This window comes from Allobosea sp. WAO (genome assembly GCF_001509835.1).
Classification (GTDB): domain Bacteria; phylum Pseudomonadota; class Alphaproteobacteria; order Rhizobiales; family Beijerinckiaceae; genus Allobosea.
In genome coordinates this window covers 158,408-176,988 of record NZ_JXTJ01000015.1, presented here as the reverse complement: position 1 = coordinate 176,988, position 18,581 = coordinate 158,408, and the positions used below count along the sequence as shown (strand labels likewise).

Genomic DNA, 18,581 nt, shown 5'->3' with positions numbered 1-18,581 from the left:
GAGCGGTCCGCCCACCGTGTTCGACGCGCTGCATCCTCAATCCAGAGGTCAGCAGATCATCGTCTTTTCCTGCCGGCAACGAGCCTTCCAGAAGCTCGGAGGAATACGCTCTCGATACTGGACTGGGCGCCGTCGCCGCTACGCAATCGATCGCTAAGCGCGAGATGTACCGATGGATAAGCGTCCGGTTTTGGGCGCTCCTTCAGCTTCTGCTCTTGGCGCATTGAGCTCAGAGCACAATCGCTGTCCCCACTGCTAGCTACTTGAGCTGGCTGTCTTTGCTTCCGCGTCGATTGATACCCCCACCAACGATCGATCGCCGATCGAAGCCCGTCTGGCACGCGACGCAGGTCCGCGCACCGGGCATCGCCAAGCGGCGCGCTTCCGGAATCTCCTCCCCGCAGGCCTGGCAGTAGAGTTCTCCGGTGCCCGTGGGCAGTTTGGCGCGGGCCAGCCTGACCGCATCATTGATCGAGTCGTCAATCTGATCTTGAACCGCCCCGTCTGGGGCCCATCCATTCGCCATAGCAGACTCCCTCACTAATATCCCGAGATGGTGCTGGGCTAAGGCATCTTCAATCACATAGCCCGCTAACCGGGAGCCGCTGCGCCTCGCCGGCGTCACCGAAATCGACGTCTTCCGCGAGAGCGCAGGACATAGTGGCTCCGCGAAGCTGCCGGGGTCTGGTCGAACGACGAGATCGCCCTATCGGGGGATCCACCTGGCAATCTCGAAATCGTCGAAGGCCCGCCCGACGGCGGCAAAATCCCGAAGCTCGACGGCAACTATGGAGCCTTCGCTCCCGATTACGCGCCGGAGGAGATCTTCGAGATTGCTTCCAAGCTCTACAAGAAGAGCCGCTAGCCGCGCCAACGTCCTCGTCGCCCGCGGTGGTCGTTGGCGACGAAGACGACGACCAAAGTGGCGCGAAGATCACGAAGGAACCCGACGCAGTTGAAGACGTATAGACCGCAGGAGGCGATCATGCGTGTCGATGCGATTTTCGAGTGCCGGTGCTGCGGCTCGCCCGCCGTGTCACTGCCAAATAATCTGACCGTAGCCGCCATCGTCCGATGCGCTGGCTGCGGAAGCGAGCTGAGCACCTGGCAGGACTATAAGAACGCCATATCGGTCGCTCTCGTGAACTCCGGGACGCCGCTCAGTGCAGACCCGATCTTGCTGCTACCGATCCCGAACAGCATTTCGCTCCTGGACGCGTGGGCCGCCCCGTCACACACAACGGCCGGTCAGGTAAGTGGTCTCCAGCGCGGGCAGCACGACGTGGTGGCGCCCGCGCGTATCGAGGCTCCCCAGAGGTGAAGTCCTTCATCGCGACATACGACATCGAAGCGGCGCCCGGAGATCCCCACAACACGTTTCTCGAGGCGGCGGTCGCGCGAGGATGGACCGATACACTCCGCGTCGGTGACCGCTCCGAGCGGTTGCCAAACTCCACGCTCATCGGGAATTTCCGCAACCTGGACGACGCGCATCGATCGTTCGAAGCGGCCATCACCGACGCAAACGAAACCATGTCTCCAGCGACGCTGACCGTCGAGAGGCGCTACATCGTCGAGCGTGCGTCGGGGGGTCGGCTGCTGGCGAGAAAGACCCAGTGGGTCAAGAGGAACATTGCTCGGTTGAATAGCTTGCTGCGGCCTAAAGCGCGGAAAGAGGGTCGCGACGCGAAGTGACCCTAGGGGGCGACGCCCGACACTCCTAAGGTCATCCCGAACGTTTTGCTTATTGTTGCTGCCCCGATCCAGGCTCCGCCATCTTTCGGTGCTGCTTGGCAAGCGTCTCGGCCGGCGTGACGTTGGCGAGCGAGGACTTGATCTTGTTTTTCCAGCCACTAACCACGGCGCCGTCGCCTGCCATGAGCGCCTGGTAGCCTGCCTCGGCGACGTCCCGAGGATCGTCTTTTTCGTCCTGGCCGATCTTGGTGTCCAGAAGTCCGGCGCGCTCGAAAAAGCGTGTATCCGTTGCTCCCGGCATCAGGCAGGTGACTGTCACGCCGGTGTCCCTCAGCTCCTCGCGCAAGGCGAAGGAGAAGGAGTCGATGAAGGCCTTGGTGCCGTTGTAGACGGCCTGGAAGGTGCCCGGCATGAAGCCCGCGATCGAGCCAGTGATGAGGATACGGCCTTCGCCACGATCGCGCATCTGCTGGCCGACCTTCTTCAGCAGCAGCAGTGTTCCGACGATATTGGTGTCGATCACCCGCAGCCACTCGGCGTCGTCCTGGTCGAGAAAGCCGTGGCCGAGACCACGCCCGGCATTGGCGAAGAGCAGGTCGACCTCCCGCCCGGATTTGCCAACCTCTACGAAGAGTTCATCGACGCCTTCCTCGTCACTGAGGTCGACGACGACCGATACGACTTTGGCGCCCTCGGACCGCAGCTTCTCCGCGGCATCATGAATATCGGTCTCGTCCGCTGCGATGAGTAGATCGTAACCGTCCTTCGCGGCGAGCCTTGCGAGTTCAAGCCCAATTCCGCTCGATGCGCCGGTGACCAGCGCGAGCTTTCCGATTTCCTGTCCCATGTGATGCTCCTTCGTCACGGGGTGAGGACGACCTTGATGCAGCCGTCCTCCTTGTCTCGGAATTTTTGGTAGAGGCCCGGCCCCTCTTCGAGCCCGGCTCGATGCGTGATCACGAACGAAGGATCGATCTCGCCTGAGGTAATCTTTTCGAGCAGCGGCGCGAGATAGCGGTGCGTGTGCGTCTGACCGGTCTTGAGCGTCAGGCCCTTGTTCATGAAGGCGCCCATCGGGATTTTGTCGAGATAGCCGAAATAGACGCCGGGCATCGAGATCGTGCCGCCCTTGCGGCAGCACATGATTGCCTCACGGAGCGCATGCGGGCGATCAGTCGCGAGGTAGGTCGCGGCCTTGATCTTGTCGATGACTGCATCGAACGAGCCGCTGCCATGGGCCTCGGCGCCGACCGCGTCGATGCAGCGATCGGGGCCGCGGCCTTTGGTCAGCTCCATGAGGCGGTCGTAGACGCCGACATCATCGAAATTGATCGTCTCCGCCCGTCCGATGCCCGCTGCCATCGCGAGGCGTTCGGGAACGTTGTCGATGGCGATGACGCGCCCCGCACCGAACATCCAGGCCGACTGGATCGCAAATTGTCCGACGGGACCGCAGCCCCAGACCGCGACCGTGTCGCCCTCCTCGATCTCTGCATTCTCCGCCGCCATGTAACCGGTAGGGAAAATATCGGATAGGAAGAGCACCTGCTCGTCGGGGATGCCGGCCGGGACCTTGATCGGGCCGACATCGGCATAGGGCACCCGCAGGTATTCCGCCTGCCCGCCGGGAAAGCCGCCGAGCATATGCGAGTAGCCGAACAGACCGGAGGGTGACTGCCCCATGGCCTTCTTCGCCTGATCGGCGTTGGGATTGGAACGATCGCAAAGGGAGTACATCTGCTTCCGGCAAAAGAAGCAGTCCCCGCAGGCGATGTTGAAGGGCACGACGACCCGGTCGCCGATCCTGAGATTGCGGACGCTGCTTCCGACCTCGACGACCTCGCCCATCGTTTCGTGGCCGAGGACATCACCCGCCTCCATCGTCGGCGTATAGCCATCATACACGTGCAGGTCGGAGCCGCAGATCGCGCAAGCGGTCACCTTGATCACGACATCGCCGGCATCCTGAATTTGCGGATCGGGCACCGTTTCACAACGAATATCGCTTTTGCCGTGCCAGCAGAGTGCTTTCATGTCGCGGGTCCTTCGTGACCCCCCATGCGGCCAACGCGGTCTCCCCGTGACCGTTCCGCAAAAATCTGACGTGTCGATTATCTGCCGCGTGGGCAGCACCCGATGGAACCGCCGCTCCATCACTACGGGCGGAGTCTGGTAACTGTTCGCAACCGGCATTGAACATTACGGTTCAATGGACGTTGGTGGCTTCGGAGACCGCGAGGCCTAGAATGTATCAACCACCGCTCGATCCCTCCATCATCATCGGTTGCTGGCGCGACCGCCCACCCACCGGCCAACAGATGCAGCGGATATTGACCAGCCTTCTCCCTCAATGCCATGGAGGCGTTGCTCGCCAAAGAGATTAGTCGATCGGTCGTTTACATCCGCTGGTACCTTGGCAGTGAAGCTGTCGTCCCAGCCCGTCTTCTCGCAGCCGCTCTGCGAGTGAGCGCGGGCGTGAGACAGATCGCACCTCTGGCGGGATCGGCGAGATGACGCCCTTGATCAGACCGAGTTTCTCCGCATCGGTAGCTTCGCTGTAACAGTGCTCCGGCGCCCGCCACGCGCCATCTCCAGCGATCGAGTTACCTTATGGGCCTAGGGATTGAAGGCGGGAGCTCGATAGCGAGCCATCTTGCATAAGCCATACATCGCGCATCGCGTTGATGGGATCGGCGTCAGCGCCGACTTTACCGACTTGGTCAGGCGCATGTCAGCGAATAGGCGCCAAGCGTGTCTACCCGGGATGCTGGATGAAGTGCTGTCGACAGTCGGGATGGCCGACTGACGTTTCAGTTTCGAGAGCGTACGGTCGACAGCTCACTGCATGGATTCGGCCGCGCGGGCGAGATCAGAGCGAGCATCGCGGGCCGCGGCATTAAGCAGAATCATCAGTGCGCTTCTCACTGCAACGGTGAGATCGGCGTCCGCGCCATCTCCGGTCTCCGCCTTGAACGTTAGACGACCGATCTCCGCTGACAGAACTTGCAAGAGTTCGTCCATTCGGACTTGGTCGCGGCGCTTTCCAGCCGAGTGGACGAGTGCCTTGACGACGAGCCTTCTCAGCCCAGCATTGAGCCCGTTGGCAATGATGGCGTCATCCTGTGCCACGCTAATTTTCCTCGCTTTTGAAACGGAACCATCGAGCTGCGCCACGGTTCCTCCTCTCGTTAGACGGGAGAGGTCAGAATGGCACCGCGGGCGATCTGGAAGGGCGTCTTAAAGGTCGCCGAACTGACCTGCCCCGTCGCACTCTACACGGCTGCCTCGACCGCCGAGCGCATCTCCTTCCACACCCTGAACCGGAAGACCGGCAACCGGGTCCAGCGCCAGTTTGTGGACGAGGTCACGGGCAAGCCTGTCGAGCACGACGATCAGGTCAAGGGATATGATCGCGGCAACGGCGACTATATTGTGCTGGAGCCAGAAGAGGTCGCGGCCGCCGTGCCGGAAAGCGACAAGACGCTCGACGTTGCCACTTTTCTTCCGTGCGACGAGATTGACGACGTCTTCCTGGATCGGCCCTACTATATCGCACCGAGTACCCCGATCGCCTCGGAGGCCTTCGAGCTTATTCGGGAGGCCATGGTCGAGCAACAATGCGCGGCGCTGGCCCGCACCGTCATCTTTCGCAGGATGCGCTCCATCCTTATCCGGCCTTACGCCACCGGGTTGATCGGGACGACGTTGAACTTCGATTACGAGGTGCGCTCGGCAGAGGACGCGTTTAGCGACCTGCCAAAGATGAAGATCCAGGACGAGATGCTCGATTTGGCCAAGCACATCATCGAGACGAAAGCGGGGGAGTTTGATCCAAAATCGTTCGACGATCGCTACGAGGCCGCACTGGCCGACCTCGTGAAGGCGAAGATCGAGGGACGCAAGCTCAAGCCGAAGAAGCTGCCGCCGGCCGCCAAGATTGTGGACCTGATGGAGGCGCTGCGTCTCAGCGCCAAGGGCGGCGGTAAAGCGTCCTCACCTGCGTCGAAGGCCCCAAAGCGCAAGGCCGCAGCGAAGGGGACTAAAAATGCCGACCAGACAGGCGAAAGGCGAAAGGCGAGCTAATCAGGAGCGGCGCGGCTCCAGGCTCTTCTTCAGCGCCTCCATGATGCTGACGACGTTGCCCTCGCTCTGCGGCTTCGGACGCGCCTTCGTCGCCTTCTGACCCTTCTCCTTGGCCTTAATGATCGACAGGAGCTCATCCTGCACGGGATCCTCGGCCAAGTCCGGCGACCAGTCTTTGGTGCGAGACTTGATCAACTTCTCCATCAGCGGCTTCATGTCCGCCTCGGGCTCAGCCTTCTTGATACCGGCGAAATAGGGTTTCTCGTCGCGGACCTCGTCGCCGTAGCGCAGCGTCCACAGCACGATGCCGTTGTCGCGTGGCTCGAGCAGAACGGCGCGCTCGCGGCGGTAAAGAACGACCCGCGAAATCCCGACCGTCTTCGTCGCCTTCATCGCCTCTCGGATTACCGAGAAGGCCTCCTCGCCGACTTTCCCGTCCGGCACGAGGTAATGCGGAGCGTCGTACCAGATCCATCCGACCGAGGAGCGCGGTGCGAACACCTCGATGTCGATGGTCCGCGTGCTTTCGAGCGCGACGCCGTCGAGCTCGTCCTCCTCCAGCATGACGTACTCATCATCGTCCTTAGGGTAGCCCCGAACCTCGTCCTCGTCGGCAACGGGCTTGCCCGTCACAGCGTCGACGAACCGGCTCTGGATACGATTGCCGGTCTTCCGGTTCAGCGTATGGAAACGCACCTTCTCGCTCTGGGAGCGTGCCGGCATCATCGCCACCGGACACGTCACCAGCGACAACTTGAGATAGCCCTTCCAGAACGTCCGCTGTGCCATGGTTTGTCTCCCCGACGGTAAACCACTGCCGTCAGTGTTCGTTCCGCAGTCTCTCACGCGGCCTTGCCGCTTCGCCCGAGCCGCTTGATAGCGTCCGACAGCGGCACCTCCGCATCGCAATAGGCGTCCCACGCCTTGCTCTTCGCCAACAGGGCGGGAACCGTGCGCACGGTGTAACGTGCGGGATCGAGTCCCTTCCTGACCTGCGTCCACTGCACCGGCATCGAAACATGCGCGCCGGGCCGCGCGCGGGGCGACAACGGCGCGACGGCCGTCGAAAGCCTGTCGTTGCGCAGATAGTCGAGGAAAATCCGGCCGTTGCGCAGCCGCTTGGCCATATTGACGACGTAGCGAGACGGCTCGTCCGCCGCCATCTCGGCACAGACCCGCCGAGCGAAATCCTTGGCCGTCGGCCAGTCAAGTTTCCCGCGTTTGGCAGCCTTGAGCGGGGTGACGACGTGCAGACCCTTGCCACCCGTCGTCTTGCAGAAACTGGTCAGCTTTAGCGCGTCGAGCCTCTCGCGCATCGCGTTCGCCGCAGCGACCACATCGTCGAATTCGACCCCCGGCCCCGGATCGAGGTCGAAGACGAGACGGCCGGGAACCTCAGGATCGCCGGGCTGGCAGTTCCACGGGTGCAGCTCGATGCCGCCGATCTGGGCCGCCGCGACCAGGGCCTCGATGCGATCGATCTGGAGATAGGGCTTCTTGTCGCCGAAGACGTGGACGAGTTCGAACAGGTTTGAGGTGCCGAGGCCTGCATGGCGCTGGAAGAACGTCTCTCCGGTGATGCCGTCCGGTGTCCTGAGCAGCGAGCAGGGCCTGCCCTTGAGGTGTGGCATCATCCACTCGCCCACAGCGGCGAAGTAGTTCGCCAGATCGAGCTTGGAGATCGGCTTCCCATCTTCGGCATCCGGCCAGAGCGCCTTGTCCGGATGCGACAGGCTGACCCCGAGCACGTCGACCCTGCCGCCCTTGCGTGGCGAGGTGGGAACCGGATTCGCCGGATCGACCGCCTCCGGTGATGCCGGCAGATCGGTCTCGACCTCCGCCGCGGGCTTGTCTTCCCGGAGTCCCTTGAAAGCGGCCTGCCTGACCATGCCGTCGCCGGTCCAGCCCGCGAACTCGATTTCGGCGACGAGGACGGGATCGAGCCATGTCACGCCCGGCGCGCGTCGCGGCGCGTTGGCACCGGTAAACGGCGACGTCTTGGCCGCGTTCTTCTTCAGTCGCGGCAGCAACGCTGCGACCTTCGAGGCGCCGTACCCCGTTCCGACCCTGCCGATATAGACAAAATGCGCCCCCCGATTCACGCCGACCAGCAGCGAACGGAACTTGCCCTCGGTCGTGGCCCAGCCGCCGATCACCACCTCGTGCCCGGCGCGGCACTTCGCCTTTGTCCACGTAACGCTTCGACCGGAGACGTAGGGTGCCTCTCCGGACTTCGACACGATCCCTTCCAGCGAGAGCTTGCAGGCCGACTTCAGAACGGCTTCGCCGCCGCTCTCGAAATGCTCGACATAGCGCAGGACGATGCCGTCGCCATGGCGCTCGACCAGTTCCTTCACCCGAGCCTTTCGGGTCAGGAGCGGCTCGCGCCGCAGGTCCTCGTCCTCGATCCACGGCAAGTCGAAGGCGAAGTAGACTAAGTCCTTGGTCTTGTCTTCCGACAGCGCGGCCTGGAGCGCGGCGAAATCCGGCGCGCCGGTTTCATCCAGCGCCACCACCTCGCCGTCGACAATGCTGTCCGGCCAGCCTCGCGCGGCATCAGCGATCGCCTGGAACTTCTTCGTCCAATCCAATCCCTTGCGCGTCTTCAGGGTCACCTCTCCGCCCTCCACACGAAGCTGGACGCGATAGCCGTCGAACTTGATCTCATGGACCCATTCCGCGCCGGCCGGGGGCCGCTGGACCGAGGTACAGAGCTGGGGCGGTATGAAATCGGGCATCGTTCCCGCCGCTGCGGTCTTGCTTCGCGACTTGGCCTCTCGGACCGGCGCGCGGCGTTCGGCAGCGGCGAGGCCGACGCTGGAATCCCAGACCGCATCCGCCTCCACAACCTCCGTCGCGAGCAGGAACGGCTTGGGAGACTTGCCCTTCCCTGCGGCGATCGCAGCCATTGAGCGGCCCGAGGCAACGGACGCGTCGCTGTCCAGGACCTTCTCGCCATCGCCGTCGGAAGCATGCTCGTCACGATGCTTGATGAGAAGCCAGTTAGTTCGCTTGCCGCCATCCCGGTCGCGTCGCATTCGGACCAAGACGAAGCTGCCCCGCAGCCGCTCGCCGTGAACCGTGAATTTCAGCTCGCCCTTATCGAGCTGCCGCTCCGGGCTGAGCGTGCCTTCCGGCTCCCAATAGCCGCGGTCCCACAGCAGGACCGTGCCGCCGCCATACTGGCCCTTTGGGATCGTGCCTTCGAAGTCGCCATAGGCAAGCGGGTGGTCCTCGACCTCGACGGCCAGTCGCTTGTCCTGCGGGTCGAGCGACGGGCCTTTCGTCACCGCCCAGGACTTGAAGACGCCGTCCAGTTCGAGGCGCAGATCGTAATGCAGCCGAGTGGCCTCGTGCTTCTGGATCACGAAGCGCAACCGGTCCGAAGGCGCCACCGCGTCTTCGCCGCTCGGCTCCCTGGTTTTCTCGAAGTTCCGTTTGGCCCGGTATCCATGCAGCTTGCTCGACATCGACGACCCTCCCGATGAAGCGGCAACCGCGCTGTCTTGTGGCGGTTCCATTAGCCGAACCGAGAACCGTTCCGCGGATCTCGGTTCGGCCATTCGCATCGAAGCGCCGCAACCGCGGAACTTCGTCGCCCGGCTTCCGTTGCCGCAGCGAAGCATCTTGCGAAGGGAGCCCACCATGATGTTCGTCGAGCAGATCAAGGAAGGCCAAAGCGTCATCAGCGCCGACGGCGGCCATGGCACGATCGATGGCCTAAGCGGGCAGCTTCTCAAGCTGAAGAAGAACGATCCCGAATCCGGGGGCGCGCGACAGTATCTCGACATCGGCCTCGTCGTGGCCGTCGAGGGCGATACCATCAAGCTGACTGGTCCGGCTGCCGAGGCGAAGGAGCGCTGGTGCGAGGCCGCCGAATGAGAGGGATCGATCGTCGAACCCTCCTCGGTGCCGCCTGCATGATTGGAACGGCCAAGCGTTCGAGCGCTGAAACGCGGATAGGCGTCGACAGGTTCGGTTCGACGGGATCGACAGTCTACCTCCTGCGCGGGTCGGATGGGCTGAGCAATGCTGGGCGCTATCAATTCGCGGCGCAGATGATCGCCAACGCGGGTTATTCGGTGCTGCTGCCGCGCTACTTCGAAGCGACCGGCGACAGTCGAGCCCGCTATGGCGACATCCGGTCCAAATACGTGATCTGGCTGCGGACGCTTGAGGCCATCCTTGCCGAACCTCCTCGCGGCACCGAGCCGGACCGCGTAGCCGTCGTTGGCTTCTCTTTGGGTGGCGCTCTTGCGCTGTCCCTCGCCTCGCGCTCTCCACGGATTCGGGCGGTCGTCGATTTCTTCGGCTTTGAGCCCGAGGGCCTCGCCGCGGGACGCAGGCTCCCGCCGACCCTGATCCTGCATGGCGACGCCGATCGCGTCGTCCCGGTGGCCAATGCAAGGGCGATCGAGCGTGTGATCAAATCACAGGGCGGGACCGTCGAGAGCCGTATATATCCCGGCGAGGGACATGGGCTGTCGCTCGCCTCCTTGCCGGATGCCATCAGACGAGCTCAGGGTTTCCTTCGGCAACATCTGTAACGATGCCCTGTTCGTCTCGACTGATCGAGCCGGAAGAATCGACAATGCCAGCTCAGCCGCCCGATCGGATTGAAATCCGAACAGCCGATGACGACGCGGGAGCGATCGTTGCCTTTCCCTATGATGCCATGCTCGTAGAACGCTTCCGCGCCCGGTTTCCGGCAGCGCGATGGAGCGACGAGGCGGGCGCCTGGTTCTTCCCCGGGACGACCGCGGAGCGCCGGGTCGCAGTCTGGCTTCAACGCGAGCTGACCGAGCCTCTCGCTTTTGCTGACGAGCGCGGGCGGGATGCTTTTGCCTTCGATCCGATCAAGAGCGACTATTTCGAAGCGAGCAGTGACCTCCTTGTCAGGACACCCTTTTCCCGCACCGTCATCGATCACCTTCGTGGCGTGCCTTGGGCGGCTTGGGATCGAGAGGGGAAGGTCTGGCGCATACCTTTTCGGTCGCTCGAGGCGTTAAGGTCGTGCTGGCTGTCTGTCGAGATCGCGGCACGGCGGGCGGAGCCGAGCGAACGGAGACGGCGCCGCGAGGAGCTGAAGCAGTCCCCGGAGTTCGCCTACGTCAGGCAACGTGAGGCGGAAAGAAGGCGCAAACGGTTGCCTGTTCCGGCTTCGCAACTCCCGCCGCCCGGACGACCGGTGATGACCGCTCGGGGCATCGTCGTCGTCACAGGCAGCGACGGGGAAGTGGTCGATATCGGTGACGCAGTCGAGGCCGGTACTGAGGCTGAGATGGGGGAGGTTCAGGTCTGGGTCTTATGGCGCTCGCCGACACTCGAGGAACTCATCCGGACATGGCCGGCGCGACGCGAGCCCGGGGCGACGGAACGAGCGAGGGGATGGTGGCAGCCGACACTTGAGGATTTGCGCGCGGCCCGTCGGAAAGCCAAGTCGCTGGAAAGAGCGTCCGCTACGCGGGCCGCGCGTTCGCCATGATCTATGCCGATGCCTTTGACCGCAGCGACAACACGCATTGCGTATGAGTTCCCGAATTCTCGCCACGCCACTGAGGAACGGTGCCTGTCGTGCCGTGCCTGAAGCCATGGCCACCATGGAGGCGATCCTCAAGGGCGCGACGCCGATCGACCGCGCGACCCGGGAGGCTCAGTATCGCGCGGGTGACTGGAGTCGCTTCGACGAGAACGCCTGCCCGTATCAGCCGCCGGTCGTCTGATCGCATCGTTTGCGTGAAGGACGGCGCCGCGAGTCCGGGGCCATCTTCGTTGGCTCTCGTGCTTACGGGCCTCCTGGCACAACCGCGCGCAGCTATGAGCCAAAGCGGCTTGGATGGCTGCGCGGTCGCCCGGGGTGTCAACCTGGACGGGTGTTCCGACCTGAGTCGGCATCGGACCGACGTTCCCGGAGCAACGGATGGGTTAGCGGGTCCGGGTTGCCCAGAGGCCCATCCCCAGCAGCACATTTAACAGGCCAAGCAGCATCAGGGCGCCGTAGGTCCAGGATGCGCCCGCCTTGTCGAAGAGGTAGGCTCCCATTGCGGGCGCCAGCGCCTGAGCGATAAGGCTCGGCCGAGCCAGCCTTCCGATCAGCGCGGCGTAGCGCTGAGGGCCAAATTGGGCCAGCGGAAGGGTACCCTTGGCGATCGAGAAAACGCCGTTGCCCGCCCCGTAGAGGATGATCGCAAGCCCGATCGGGCCGATATCGAGTGCCATCAGTCCCAGTCCGATGGCAATCAGCCCGAGCGCAGCGCTCATGGTCCACAGAGGATGATGCCGCCCTCCGCCCGCCATCTCGATCACCCGTCCGCCGACCTGCGCCGGGCCGACAAGCGCGCCCAGAGCCACGGCCGCCGCGAGACCGATTCCTTGCGCCTGGAGCAGCGTCAGCAGATGAACCCCGACGATCGCGCCAATCGCGCCACCGATGATGACGATCCCAGAGAGAAGCAGGAAAGCGCGACGCTCCGCTGGAAGCAGGCTCGATGCCACCCCGGAGCTTCCCGTCGTCGGCGTCGGCAGTTCGGGCGGAACGCGCGGCAAGATCGTCAACACGAGTGGCAGTGAGATCATAAGCTGGATGGCTGCGTAGACGAAGCAGGTCCCCCGCCAACCGAATTGCTCGACAAGATAGGCCGACAGCGGCCAGCAGACCGTGCTGGCGAAGCCGCCCCAAAGCGTCAGCACGGTGATCGCCGATCGCGCGCTTCCGCCATAGAGGCGTCCGAGTGTCGAGAACGCCGCATCGTACAGTCCAGCGGCCATGCCGGCCCCCAACACGACCCAGCCGAGGACGAATATGGGAAGGTTCGGCGACAGACCGAGAATGAGTTGCCCGGAGGCGATGAGTATGGCGGCAGCGGCCAGGACCGGCCTTCCGCCGGTCTCCCCGATGAGGCGGCCGACATAGGGCGCAACGGCTCCGGCCGTGAGCAGGCCGACCGAGAGCGCCCCGACAATCCAAGACAGTGGCCATCCGGTGTCGGCAGCGATGGGTGCCGCGAGAACCGCAGGGAGATAGTAGGAGGAACCCCAGGCGAGGATTTGAACCACGCCCAGAGCCGAGATGACCGTCAGCCGGTTTCGAGCGGTCACGCGACCTTGCCGCAGCAAGAGGAGGTCGTCACGGGTTCAGGAAGCTTGGCAGGGCCGCAACCGCAGCCCCCCTTACCGTCGGCCTTCGCAACGGCGTCATCAGCGCAACAGGCAGCAACGGGGTCGGGCGCTGGACCGCCGCAACATGCCGATGCTCCTGCCGGCGCGGCGGAGCAGACGCCGGTCTCCGGAAGCGTGAGCTTCACATCGTCGGCATCAATTATGTTACCCGCGATCGCCGCGACGACGGATCGGACCTGCTCATAGCCCGTGAGCATCAGGAAGGTCGGGGCGCGCCCGTAGCTCTTGATGCCGACCGTGTAGAAACCTGGCTCGGGATGCGAAAGCTCGCGGTGACCGTGCGGCGGCACGGAACCGCAGGAATGCAGGTTCGGATCAATCATCGGCCCGAGTGTTCGCGCGCTCTCGAGCCAGGGATCGAACTCCACTCGCAGTTCACGCGTCAGCGAAAGATCTGGGCGCTGGCCCGTGCAGGCGACGATGCGATCGGCCGGACCGATCGTTTTTCCGCCTTCGGCCGTCTCGCCGTCGAGGTACAGACGCCCTCCCTGCTCGCGAATACCGCCAATGGCGATCCCGCTGACCAACTGGATGCGGCCGCTTTCGACCAGTCGACGAAGCCGCTGACCGAGGTCGCCCCGAGCTGCGAGTTGATCGTTGGCGCCACCGCCATAGACCCGGGACAGATCGCGGCCGCGTGTCACCCAGATCGCCTCAGTTGCCGCGTCCTGCTCGGACAGTTCGACAAGGTCGAGCAGGACGTTCGCAGCGGAATGCCCGGCCCCAAGCACGAGCGTCGTGCGCCCAACATGAAGATCGCGGTCACGGCCGAGCACGTCCGGGATGCCGTAGGCGATCCGATCCGCGAGCGCTTCCTCGCCATCGGCAGGCATGCCTCCGGCACCCGCCGGGTTCGGCGTCGTCCAGGTTCCGGAAGCATCGATGATGGCGCGTGCGAGAACGCGGTGGGTACCGCCTTCCCGGTCACGAATGACGAGCTGGAACGGGCGGAGTTCGCGTTCCCGACTGACGACCTTGTCGATACCACGTCGACCGATCGCCACGACACGGGCGCCGTACTCGATCACCGGTGCGAGCTCGGCCGTCTCAGCCAAGGGAAGGAGGTAGCCCTCGATCAGCTCGCGCCCGGTCGGATAGCTCTGGGCATCCGGTTCCTGCCATGTCGTCTTTTCGAGCAGAGAACGGCTGGCCGGATCGATGTTGTACTCCCAGGGCGAGAATAGCCGGACATGACCCCAGTCGCGCACGTTCGCGCCGACCGCCGACCCAGCTTCGTAGACTCGCACCGAGATTCCGCGGGCAACGAGGTTAGCCGCGGCGGCAAGGCCGACCGGACCGGCACCGATGACGACGACGGGAAGTTCCTGCATGGTATCCTCCGCTGCTTCCGGAATGATGGAATTATTTGATAAATGAAAGCGCGCTCAGGCGGCCTTTTCGGACCCTGCCGAGCAACCCTCGTCGATGCAGCATTCGTCGGCCAGGAAGCCGAGCAAGGCGTCCATTGCCGGATAGACTGCGCGGCAGATCAGTGTCGTCGCCTGGCGCTCCTGCGAGACGAGGCCGTTTCGGATGAGACGCTGAAGATGATGGGACAGGGTCGAGGCCGGGATGCCGAGACGCTCCTGCACCTGGGCGACCGGAAGGCCGTTATGCCCGGCCCGGACGAGCACACGGTAGACCTGAAGCCGAGTCGGATTGCCAAGAGCTTCGAGCTGGGCTGCTGCTAATTCGATATTCATGGAAACATGATTTTCATGCCCCCCACCCTCAGTCAAGATAAATTCCACATTCGTCGAATTACCAGCCCCCCGGAGAGCGCCGCAGAAGGGATATCGCGAACCCATCGCGAGACTGCGGCCTCATCTGGCTGCATCGGGCTATCTGAGTTCGGCCAAGGATTCGGCGATCTCGGACACGGTTGTCCGCGCCGTCCGCATCACGCCGATCAGGGTTGCCGAGGCAGCGCCGGTCCAGTCGCCATAACCGACGAGCCATAGCTTCGGCTCCTCGATGGCTCGTGTGCCATTCGTTTCCAAGAGCCCGTCCTTACCCACAATCCCGAGGGGATCGAAATGGGACAGTGCCGGTCGGAACCCCGTGCACCAGATCACCGCATCGAAGTTAGACTGCCTACCGTCTCCCCAGACCACGCCGCCTTCTGTGAAGCGAACAAACGGGGCGACGGCATGAAGTTCGCCTCGCGCCCGAGCCTCCTTGACTGGTGGCACCATAACGATGTCGCCGAAGCCGCCTTGCGGCACGTCGACGGAGCGACCTTCCTGCGCGGCCCGCCAACGAGCTGTCGCGCGCTCGAATAGGACGCGCCCGTCCACGTCATCAGGAAGAAATGAAGGAGGCGTCGGTGTCACCCACGTGACGTCGGCTACCATGGATAGCTCTGCCAGGATCTGAGCCCCGGAATTTCCGCCACCCACGACAATGACGCGGCGCCCGGCAAACTCCGCCGGTGACCGGTACCTCGCCGAATGGATCTGCTGCCCCCTGAAAAGATGTTGGCCGGGGTAGGATGGCCAAAATGGGTTCCTCCACGTTCCAGTGGCGCTGATCACGGCGCGCGCCCGCACCGGCCCCGCATTCGTTTCGACGGTGAACAGGCCGCCGTCTTTTCTGACGCCCTCAACCTCAACCGGGCGCTTGACGGCGAGCCCATAGCGCTCCTCGTACCGGCTGAGATAGTCGATTACCGCGTCGCGTTTGGGATAGCCGTCCTCGGTTGCCGGCATCGGCCACCCCGGCAGCGAACTCCATTGGGCCGGAGAGAACAGGCGCAGCGAATCCCAGGCGTGAAGCCATGCTCCTCCCGCACGTTGCTCGCTATCCAGGATGGAGAAGCTGAGACCGGCCCTCCGCAGGAAGTAAGCCGAGGCCAGCCCGGCTTGCCCCCCGCCTATGACCACCACGTCAAGGGGCGCGCTCATGTCAGCGCTCTTCTCCTGCCCGGCATGATCCTGCTCCCCGCCCTTCACGTGATGACCGGAAGCCAGAGCCAGAGTGCGACGAGCGTCACGAGCAGCACGGGCGGCGTGATGACGAGCCCGACCTTCATGTACTGGCCCCAGGTGATGGTCTGGCCCTTGCCGGCGAGAACATGCAGCCAGAGCAGCGTCGCGAGCGAACCGATCGGGGTAAACTTCGGTCCGAGGTCATTCCCGATCACGTTGGCGTAGACCATCAGCTCTTGGGTAAGCGGAGCGACGGCAGCTCTGTCGATGGCAAGCGCGCCAACGAGGGTAGCGGGCATATTGTTCATCACCGAAGCCAGGATGGCGACGACGAACCCCGTCCCGACCGTAGCGACGAAGGTCCCCTTGTCGGCAAGCCAGATCAGAACACCGGCCGCTATATCGGTCAGGCCGGCGTTCCCGAGGCCATAGACGACGAGATACATGCCGATCGAGAACAGGACGATCTGCCACGGAGCCTCACGCAGGACCTTCGACACCGAGACGACGGCGCCTTTCCCGCCAGTGGTCCATCGGCCGGCGATGGCAATGAGAACGAGTGCGGCGGCCCCTGTCACGAAGGCGATGGGGATGCCGAGCGGCGCGGTGGCGAAATACGCCACCAGCAGCACGCCAAGCAGCGGGAAAGCGGCACGAAAGACGGCATTGTCCTTGATCGCAAAACTGGGCTTTTCCAGATCGCCGACCGCATACGACGCCGGGACGTCGCGACCAAAATAGACCCACAGCACGACGAGCGTCGCTGCCAGCGAGACCAGATTGACCGGCACCATTACAGCCGCATAGCGGCCGAACGAGATCTGGAAATAGTTCGCGGTGACGATGTTGACGAGATTGGAGATCACCAGCGGCAGCGAGGTCGTGTCGGCGACGAAACCGCAGGCAACGATGAAGGCCATTGCACCTGCCGGCGGGAAGTTCAGCCGAAGCAAGATCGCCAGCACGATCGGCGTCAGCAGCAGCGCCGCTCCATCATTGGCGAAGAAGGCTGCGATGACGGCGCCGAGCAGTATGACGAGTGGGAAGAGCCGGCGGCCGTTGCCGCCGCCCCAGCGCGCGACATGCAGCGCCGCCCAGGCGAAGAAGCCGGCCTCGTCGAGAATGAGCGAGATGATGATCAGGCCGACGAAGGTGAAGGTGGCGTCCCACACGATCCCCCAGACCGTGCCGAGATCGGCCCAGCCGACGACACCGACGAGCATGGCGACCACGGCGCCGCCGAGTGCGGACCAGCCGATGCCCAACCCCTTCGGTTGCCAGATGACGAGGACGAGGGTGGCCACGAAGATGGCGAGAGAGAGCATGAAGATATCCAGGTGAAACGGTGCCGCGAAACCGACCCCATAAGGAAGCTCATGGGGCCGCTGCCGATGGTGTGAGTCAGATCGCGCTCTGGTTGACTCGCTTCATCAGCGCCTCCGCACTTTCAACCCGCTCGGAGTAGCGGTCGGTGAGATAGGATGAGCGGCCCCGCGTCAGATGGGTGAACTTTACCAACTCCTCGCAGACATCGACGATGCGGTCATAGAGGGGCGAAGGCTTCATGCGGCCGGCCTCGTCGAACTCTAGAAAGGCCTTTGGAACCGAGGATTGATTGGGGATCGTGATCATTCGCATCCAGCGGCCGAGGATGCGCATCTGGTTCACGGCGTTGAAGCTCTGCGACCCGCCGCTGACCTGGATCAGTGCCAACGTCTTGCCCTGCGTCGGACGCTTTGCGCCGAGACTGAGTGGTATCCAGTCGATCTGCGCCTTCATGATCGCGGTCATGGCGCCATGGCGCTCAGGGCTGACCCAGACCATGCCCTCGGCCCAGCCGGCGAGATCACGCAACTCTTTGACCTTGGGATGATCGGGCTCGGCGCCGTCGGGTAGCGGCAGACCGCGCGGGTCGAAGGTCCTTACCTCGCAGCCGAACCAGCGCAGCAGGCGACCGGCTTCCTCCGCCGCCAAGCGAGAGAAGGATCGCTCGCGGATCGAGCCGTAGAGCACGAGGATCCGCGGCGGATGGAGGGGCGCGGCTGCTCCAGTGAGCGCTGCTGTGTCTATGGGCTCGAGCTGGTCGACGGCGACGTTAGGGAGATCGATCGCTGTTGCGGTCATGGCAGGCCTTCCAAGTGATGACGGCGGTTACGGCGCGCCAGGTCGGCCGCGCCCACGCCAATGGGCCGGGCCGCGCTCAAGGCGCATCGGAGATGGTTAGACCGCGGCTGGTATTTGCCCTGTCGGCGTCAGGGCGCGCGTAGGAGGCGCATCAGCACGTCTCCGAAACGCATGACGTGTTGGCCAGCATCATGAGGTCACCACAGATGGCAACATTGCCGCCGCAGCAGTCCTCGGTGATGAAGCCGAGGAGCCCCCGCATGTCATCGTAGCTCGCGGCGTAGATGATCCGGCGTCCATCACGCCGCGATGCGACGAGACCCGATCGCTCCAGCGTCGCCAGATGGAAGCTCATCCGTGTCGGCGGGATCGCAAGACGCTCCGCCACCTCTCCGGATGGCAAGCCGTCAGGTCCGGCTTTCACCAGCATTCGGAAGGCCGCCAGTCGATCGACATGCGCAAGAGCTGAGAGGGAGGCGACAGCCTGTTCATCGTTCATGAATTCAATATTGCAACAATCCTTGTAGAATGCAAGTGTCTCGGCGCGGGTTTCTGTGACACGCCATCGCCGCC

Annotated in this window: 19 protein-coding genes and 1 pseudogene; 7 read left to right on the top strand and 13 right to left on the bottom strand. The window is 63.7% G+C overall.

The features are described 5' to 3' along the window. Nucleotides 1–259: 259 nt before the first annotated feature. Complete coding sequence (locus tag DK26_RS24170; RefSeq protein WP_066478219.1) at nt 260–526, bottom strand: DksA/TraR family C4-type zinc finger protein; 267 nt, start codon at nt 524–526, stop codon at nt 260–262. A 144-nt stretch (nt 527–670) separates the two neighbouring features. Here DK26_RS24170 and DK26_RS29790 point away from each other — a divergent pair. Beyond that, nucleotides 671–865, top strand: a pseudogene (locus DK26_RS29790) (manganese catalase family protein); the annotation flags it as partial. Nucleotides 866–1,317: 452 nt separating this feature from the next. Beyond that, complete coding sequence (locus DK26_RS24160) at nt 1,318–1,695, top strand: hypothetical protein (RefSeq protein WP_066478213.1); 378 nt, start codon at nt 1,318–1,320, stop codon at nt 1,693–1,695. A 49-nt stretch (nt 1,696–1,744) separates the two neighbouring features. Here the strand turns inward: DK26_RS24160 and DK26_RS24155 are convergent, their stop codons facing one another. The 3 genes from DK26_RS24155 to DK26_RS24145 form a co-directional block, all read right to left on the bottom strand. Then, entirely contained in the window at nt 1,745–2,542 is a 798-nt protein-coding gene (locus tag DK26_RS24155) for an SDR family NAD(P)-dependent oxidoreductase (RefSeq protein ID WP_066478210.1), read from the bottom strand. Between the two features lie 14 nt (nt 2,543–2,556). Next, entirely contained in the window at nt 2,557–3,729 is a 1,173-nt protein-coding gene (locus tag DK26_RS24150; RefSeq protein WP_066478207.1) for a zinc-dependent alcohol dehydrogenase, read from the bottom strand. Between the two features lie 804 nt (nt 3,730–4,533). Further along, entirely contained in the window at nt 4,534–4,869 is a 336-nt protein-coding gene (locus tag DK26_RS24145; RefSeq protein WP_157089824.1) for a hypothetical protein, read from the bottom strand. A gap of 33 nt (nt 4,870–4,902) precedes the next feature. Between DK26_RS24145 and DK26_RS24140 the strand changes: the two genes are divergently transcribed. Next, nucleotides 4,903–5,778 (top strand): Ku protein, encoded by an 876-nt coding sequence (locus tag DK26_RS24140; RefSeq protein WP_066478201.1) that lies wholly within the window; start codon nt 4,903–4,905, stop codon nt 5,776–5,778. Here the strand turns inward: DK26_RS24140 and DK26_RS24135 are convergent, their stop codons facing one another. Both DK26_RS24135 and ligD read right to left on the bottom strand, forming a co-directional pair. Continuing rightward, nucleotides 5,779–6,567 (bottom strand): Ku protein, encoded by a 789-nt coding sequence (locus DK26_RS24135; RefSeq protein WP_066478197.1) that lies wholly within the window; start codon nt 6,565–6,567, stop codon nt 5,779–5,781. Nucleotides 6,568–6,620: 53 nt separating this feature from the next. Further along, nucleotides 6,621–9,248, bottom strand: coding sequence for a DNA ligase D (ligD, locus tag DK26_RS24130; protein WP_066478189.1), 2,628 nt, complete (start codon nt 9,246–9,248; stop codon nt 6,621–6,623). Between the two features lie 175 nt (nt 9,249–9,423). Between ligD and DK26_RS24125 the strand changes: the two genes are divergently transcribed. The 4 genes from DK26_RS24125 to DK26_RS29180 all read left to right on the top strand — a co-directional run bounded on the left by DK26_RS24125 (nt 9,424) and on the right by DK26_RS29180 (nt 11,501). Beyond that, complete coding sequence (locus tag DK26_RS24125; protein WP_066478187.1) at nt 9,424–9,660, top strand: DUF2171 domain-containing protein; 237 nt, start codon at nt 9,424–9,426, stop codon at nt 9,658–9,660. Next, nucleotides 9,657–10,325: a dienelactone hydrolase family protein gene (locus DK26_RS24120; RefSeq protein ID WP_083533559.1), complete on the top strand. Its 669-nt coding sequence runs from the start codon at nt 9,657–9,659 to the stop codon at nt 10,323–10,325. Before DK26_RS24125 ends, DK26_RS24120 begins: the two co-directional genes overlap by 4 nt. A 44-nt stretch (nt 10,326–10,369) precedes the next feature. Further along, nucleotides 10,370–11,263 (top strand): hypothetical protein, encoded by an 894-nt coding sequence (locus DK26_RS24115; RefSeq protein WP_066478184.1) that lies wholly within the window; start codon nt 10,370–10,372, stop codon nt 11,261–11,263. Between the two features lie 94 nt (nt 11,264–11,357). Continuing rightward, on the top strand, nt 11,358–11,501 hold the full coding sequence (locus tag DK26_RS29180; RefSeq protein ID WP_157089823.1) for a hypothetical protein: 144 nt from the start codon (nt 11,358–11,360) through the stop codon (nt 11,499–11,501). 202 nt (nt 11,502–11,703) lie between these two features. On the opposite strand, the gene DK26_RS24110 is transcribed toward DK26_RS29180, so the two are convergent. The 7 genes from DK26_RS24110 to DK26_RS24080 form a co-directional block, all read right to left on the bottom strand. Beyond that, nucleotides 11,704–12,876 (bottom strand): MFS transporter, encoded by a 1,173-nt coding sequence (locus tag DK26_RS24110; RefSeq protein WP_066478183.1) that lies wholly within the window; start codon nt 12,874–12,876, stop codon nt 11,704–11,706. Next, nucleotides 12,873–14,288 (bottom strand): FAD-dependent oxidoreductase, encoded by a 1,416-nt coding sequence (locus tag DK26_RS24105; protein ID WP_066478182.1) that lies wholly within the window; start codon nt 14,286–14,288, stop codon nt 12,873–12,875. Before DK26_RS24105 ends, DK26_RS24110 begins: the two co-directional genes overlap by 4 nt. A gap of 54 nt (nt 14,289–14,342) precedes the next feature. After that, nucleotides 14,343–14,660, bottom strand: coding sequence for a metalloregulator ArsR/SmtB family transcription factor (locus DK26_RS24100; RefSeq protein ID WP_066478180.1), 318 nt, complete (start codon nt 14,658–14,660; stop codon nt 14,343–14,345). Between the two features lie 138 nt (nt 14,661–14,798). After that, nucleotides 14,799–15,860 carry an ArsO family NAD(P)H-dependent flavin-containing monooxygenase gene (locus DK26_RS24095; protein ID WP_066478178.1) on the bottom strand — a complete coding sequence of 354 codons (1,062 nt, stop codon included), beginning with the start codon at nt 15,858–15,860 and terminating at the stop codon, nt 14,799–14,801. Between the two features lie 44 nt (nt 15,861–15,904). Next, complete coding sequence (locus DK26_RS24090) at nt 15,905–17,209, bottom strand: arsenic transporter (protein ID WP_066478169.1); 1,305 nt, start codon at nt 17,207–17,209, stop codon at nt 15,905–15,907. A gap of 76 nt (nt 17,210–17,285) precedes the next feature. Next, nucleotides 17,286–18,008: an arsenical resistance protein ArsH gene (gene arsH / locus DK26_RS24085; protein WP_066478167.1), complete on the bottom strand. Its 723-nt coding sequence runs from the start codon at nt 18,006–18,008 to the stop codon at nt 17,286–17,288. Nucleotides 18,009–18,159: 151 nt separating this feature from the next. Next, a complete protein-coding gene (locus DK26_RS24080; protein WP_066478165.1) occupies nt 18,160–18,507 on the bottom strand; it encodes a metalloregulator ArsR/SmtB family transcription factor in 348 nt (115 codons plus the stop codon). Nucleotides 18,508–18,581: the final 74 nt, after the last annotated feature.

Excerpts from the sequence above, each read along its gene's own strand:
- DK26_RS24170 (WP_066478219.1), bottom strand. The coding sequence starts at position 526 with ATGGCGAATGGATGGGCCCCAGACGGGGCGGTTCAAGATCAGATTGAC.
- DK26_RS24155 (WP_066478210.1), bottom strand. The coding sequence starts at position 2,542 with ATGGGACAGGAAATCGGAAAGCTCGCGCTGGTCACCGGCGCATCGAGC.
- DK26_RS24150 (WP_066478207.1), bottom strand. The coding sequence starts at position 3,729 with ATGAAAGCACTCTGCTGGCACGGCAAAAGCGATATTCGTTGTGAAACG.
- DK26_RS24140 (WP_066478201.1), top strand. The coding sequence starts at position 4,903 with ATGGCACCGCGGGCGATCTGGAAGGGCGTCTTAAAGGTCGCCGAACTG.
- DK26_RS24135 (WP_066478197.1), bottom strand. The coding sequence starts at position 6,567 with ATGGCACAGCGGACGTTCTGGAAGGGCTATCTCAAGTTGTCGCTGGTG.
- ligD (WP_066478189.1), bottom strand. The coding sequence starts at position 9,248 with ATGTCGAGCAAGCTGCATGGATACCGGGCCAAACGGAACTTCGAGAAA.
- DK26_RS24125 (WP_066478187.1), top strand. The coding sequence starts at position 9,424 with ATGATGTTCGTCGAGCAGATCAAGGAAGGCCAAAGCGTCATCAGCGCC.
- DK26_RS24120 (WP_083533559.1), top strand. The coding sequence starts at position 9,657 with ATGAGAGGGATCGATCGTCGAACCCTCCTCGGTGCCGCCTGCATGATT.
- DK26_RS24115 (WP_066478184.1), top strand. The coding sequence starts at position 10,370 with ATGCCAGCTCAGCCGCCCGATCGGATTGAAATCCGAACAGCCGATGAC.
- DK26_RS24105 (WP_066478182.1), bottom strand. The coding sequence starts at position 14,288 with ATGCAGGAACTTCCCGTCGTCGTCATCGGTGCCGGTCCGGTCGGCCTT.
- DK26_RS24100 (WP_066478180.1), bottom strand. The coding sequence starts at position 14,660 with ATGAATATCGAATTAGCAGCAGCCCAGCTCGAAGCTCTTGGCAATCCG.
- DK26_RS24095 (WP_066478178.1), bottom strand. The coding sequence starts at position 15,860 with ATGAGCGCGCCCCTTGACGTGGTGGTCATAGGCGGGGGGCAAGCCGGG.
- DK26_RS24090 (WP_066478169.1), bottom strand. The coding sequence starts at position 17,209 with ATGCTCTCTCTCGCCATCTTCGTGGCCACCCTCGTCCTCGTCATCTGG.
- arsH (WP_066478167.1), bottom strand. The coding sequence starts at position 18,008 with ATGACCGCAACAGCGATCGATCTCCCTAACGTCGCCGTCGACCAGCTC.
- DK26_RS24080 (WP_066478165.1), bottom strand. The coding sequence starts at position 18,507 with ATGAACGATGAACAGGCTGTCGCCTCCCTCTCAGCTCTTGCGCATGTC.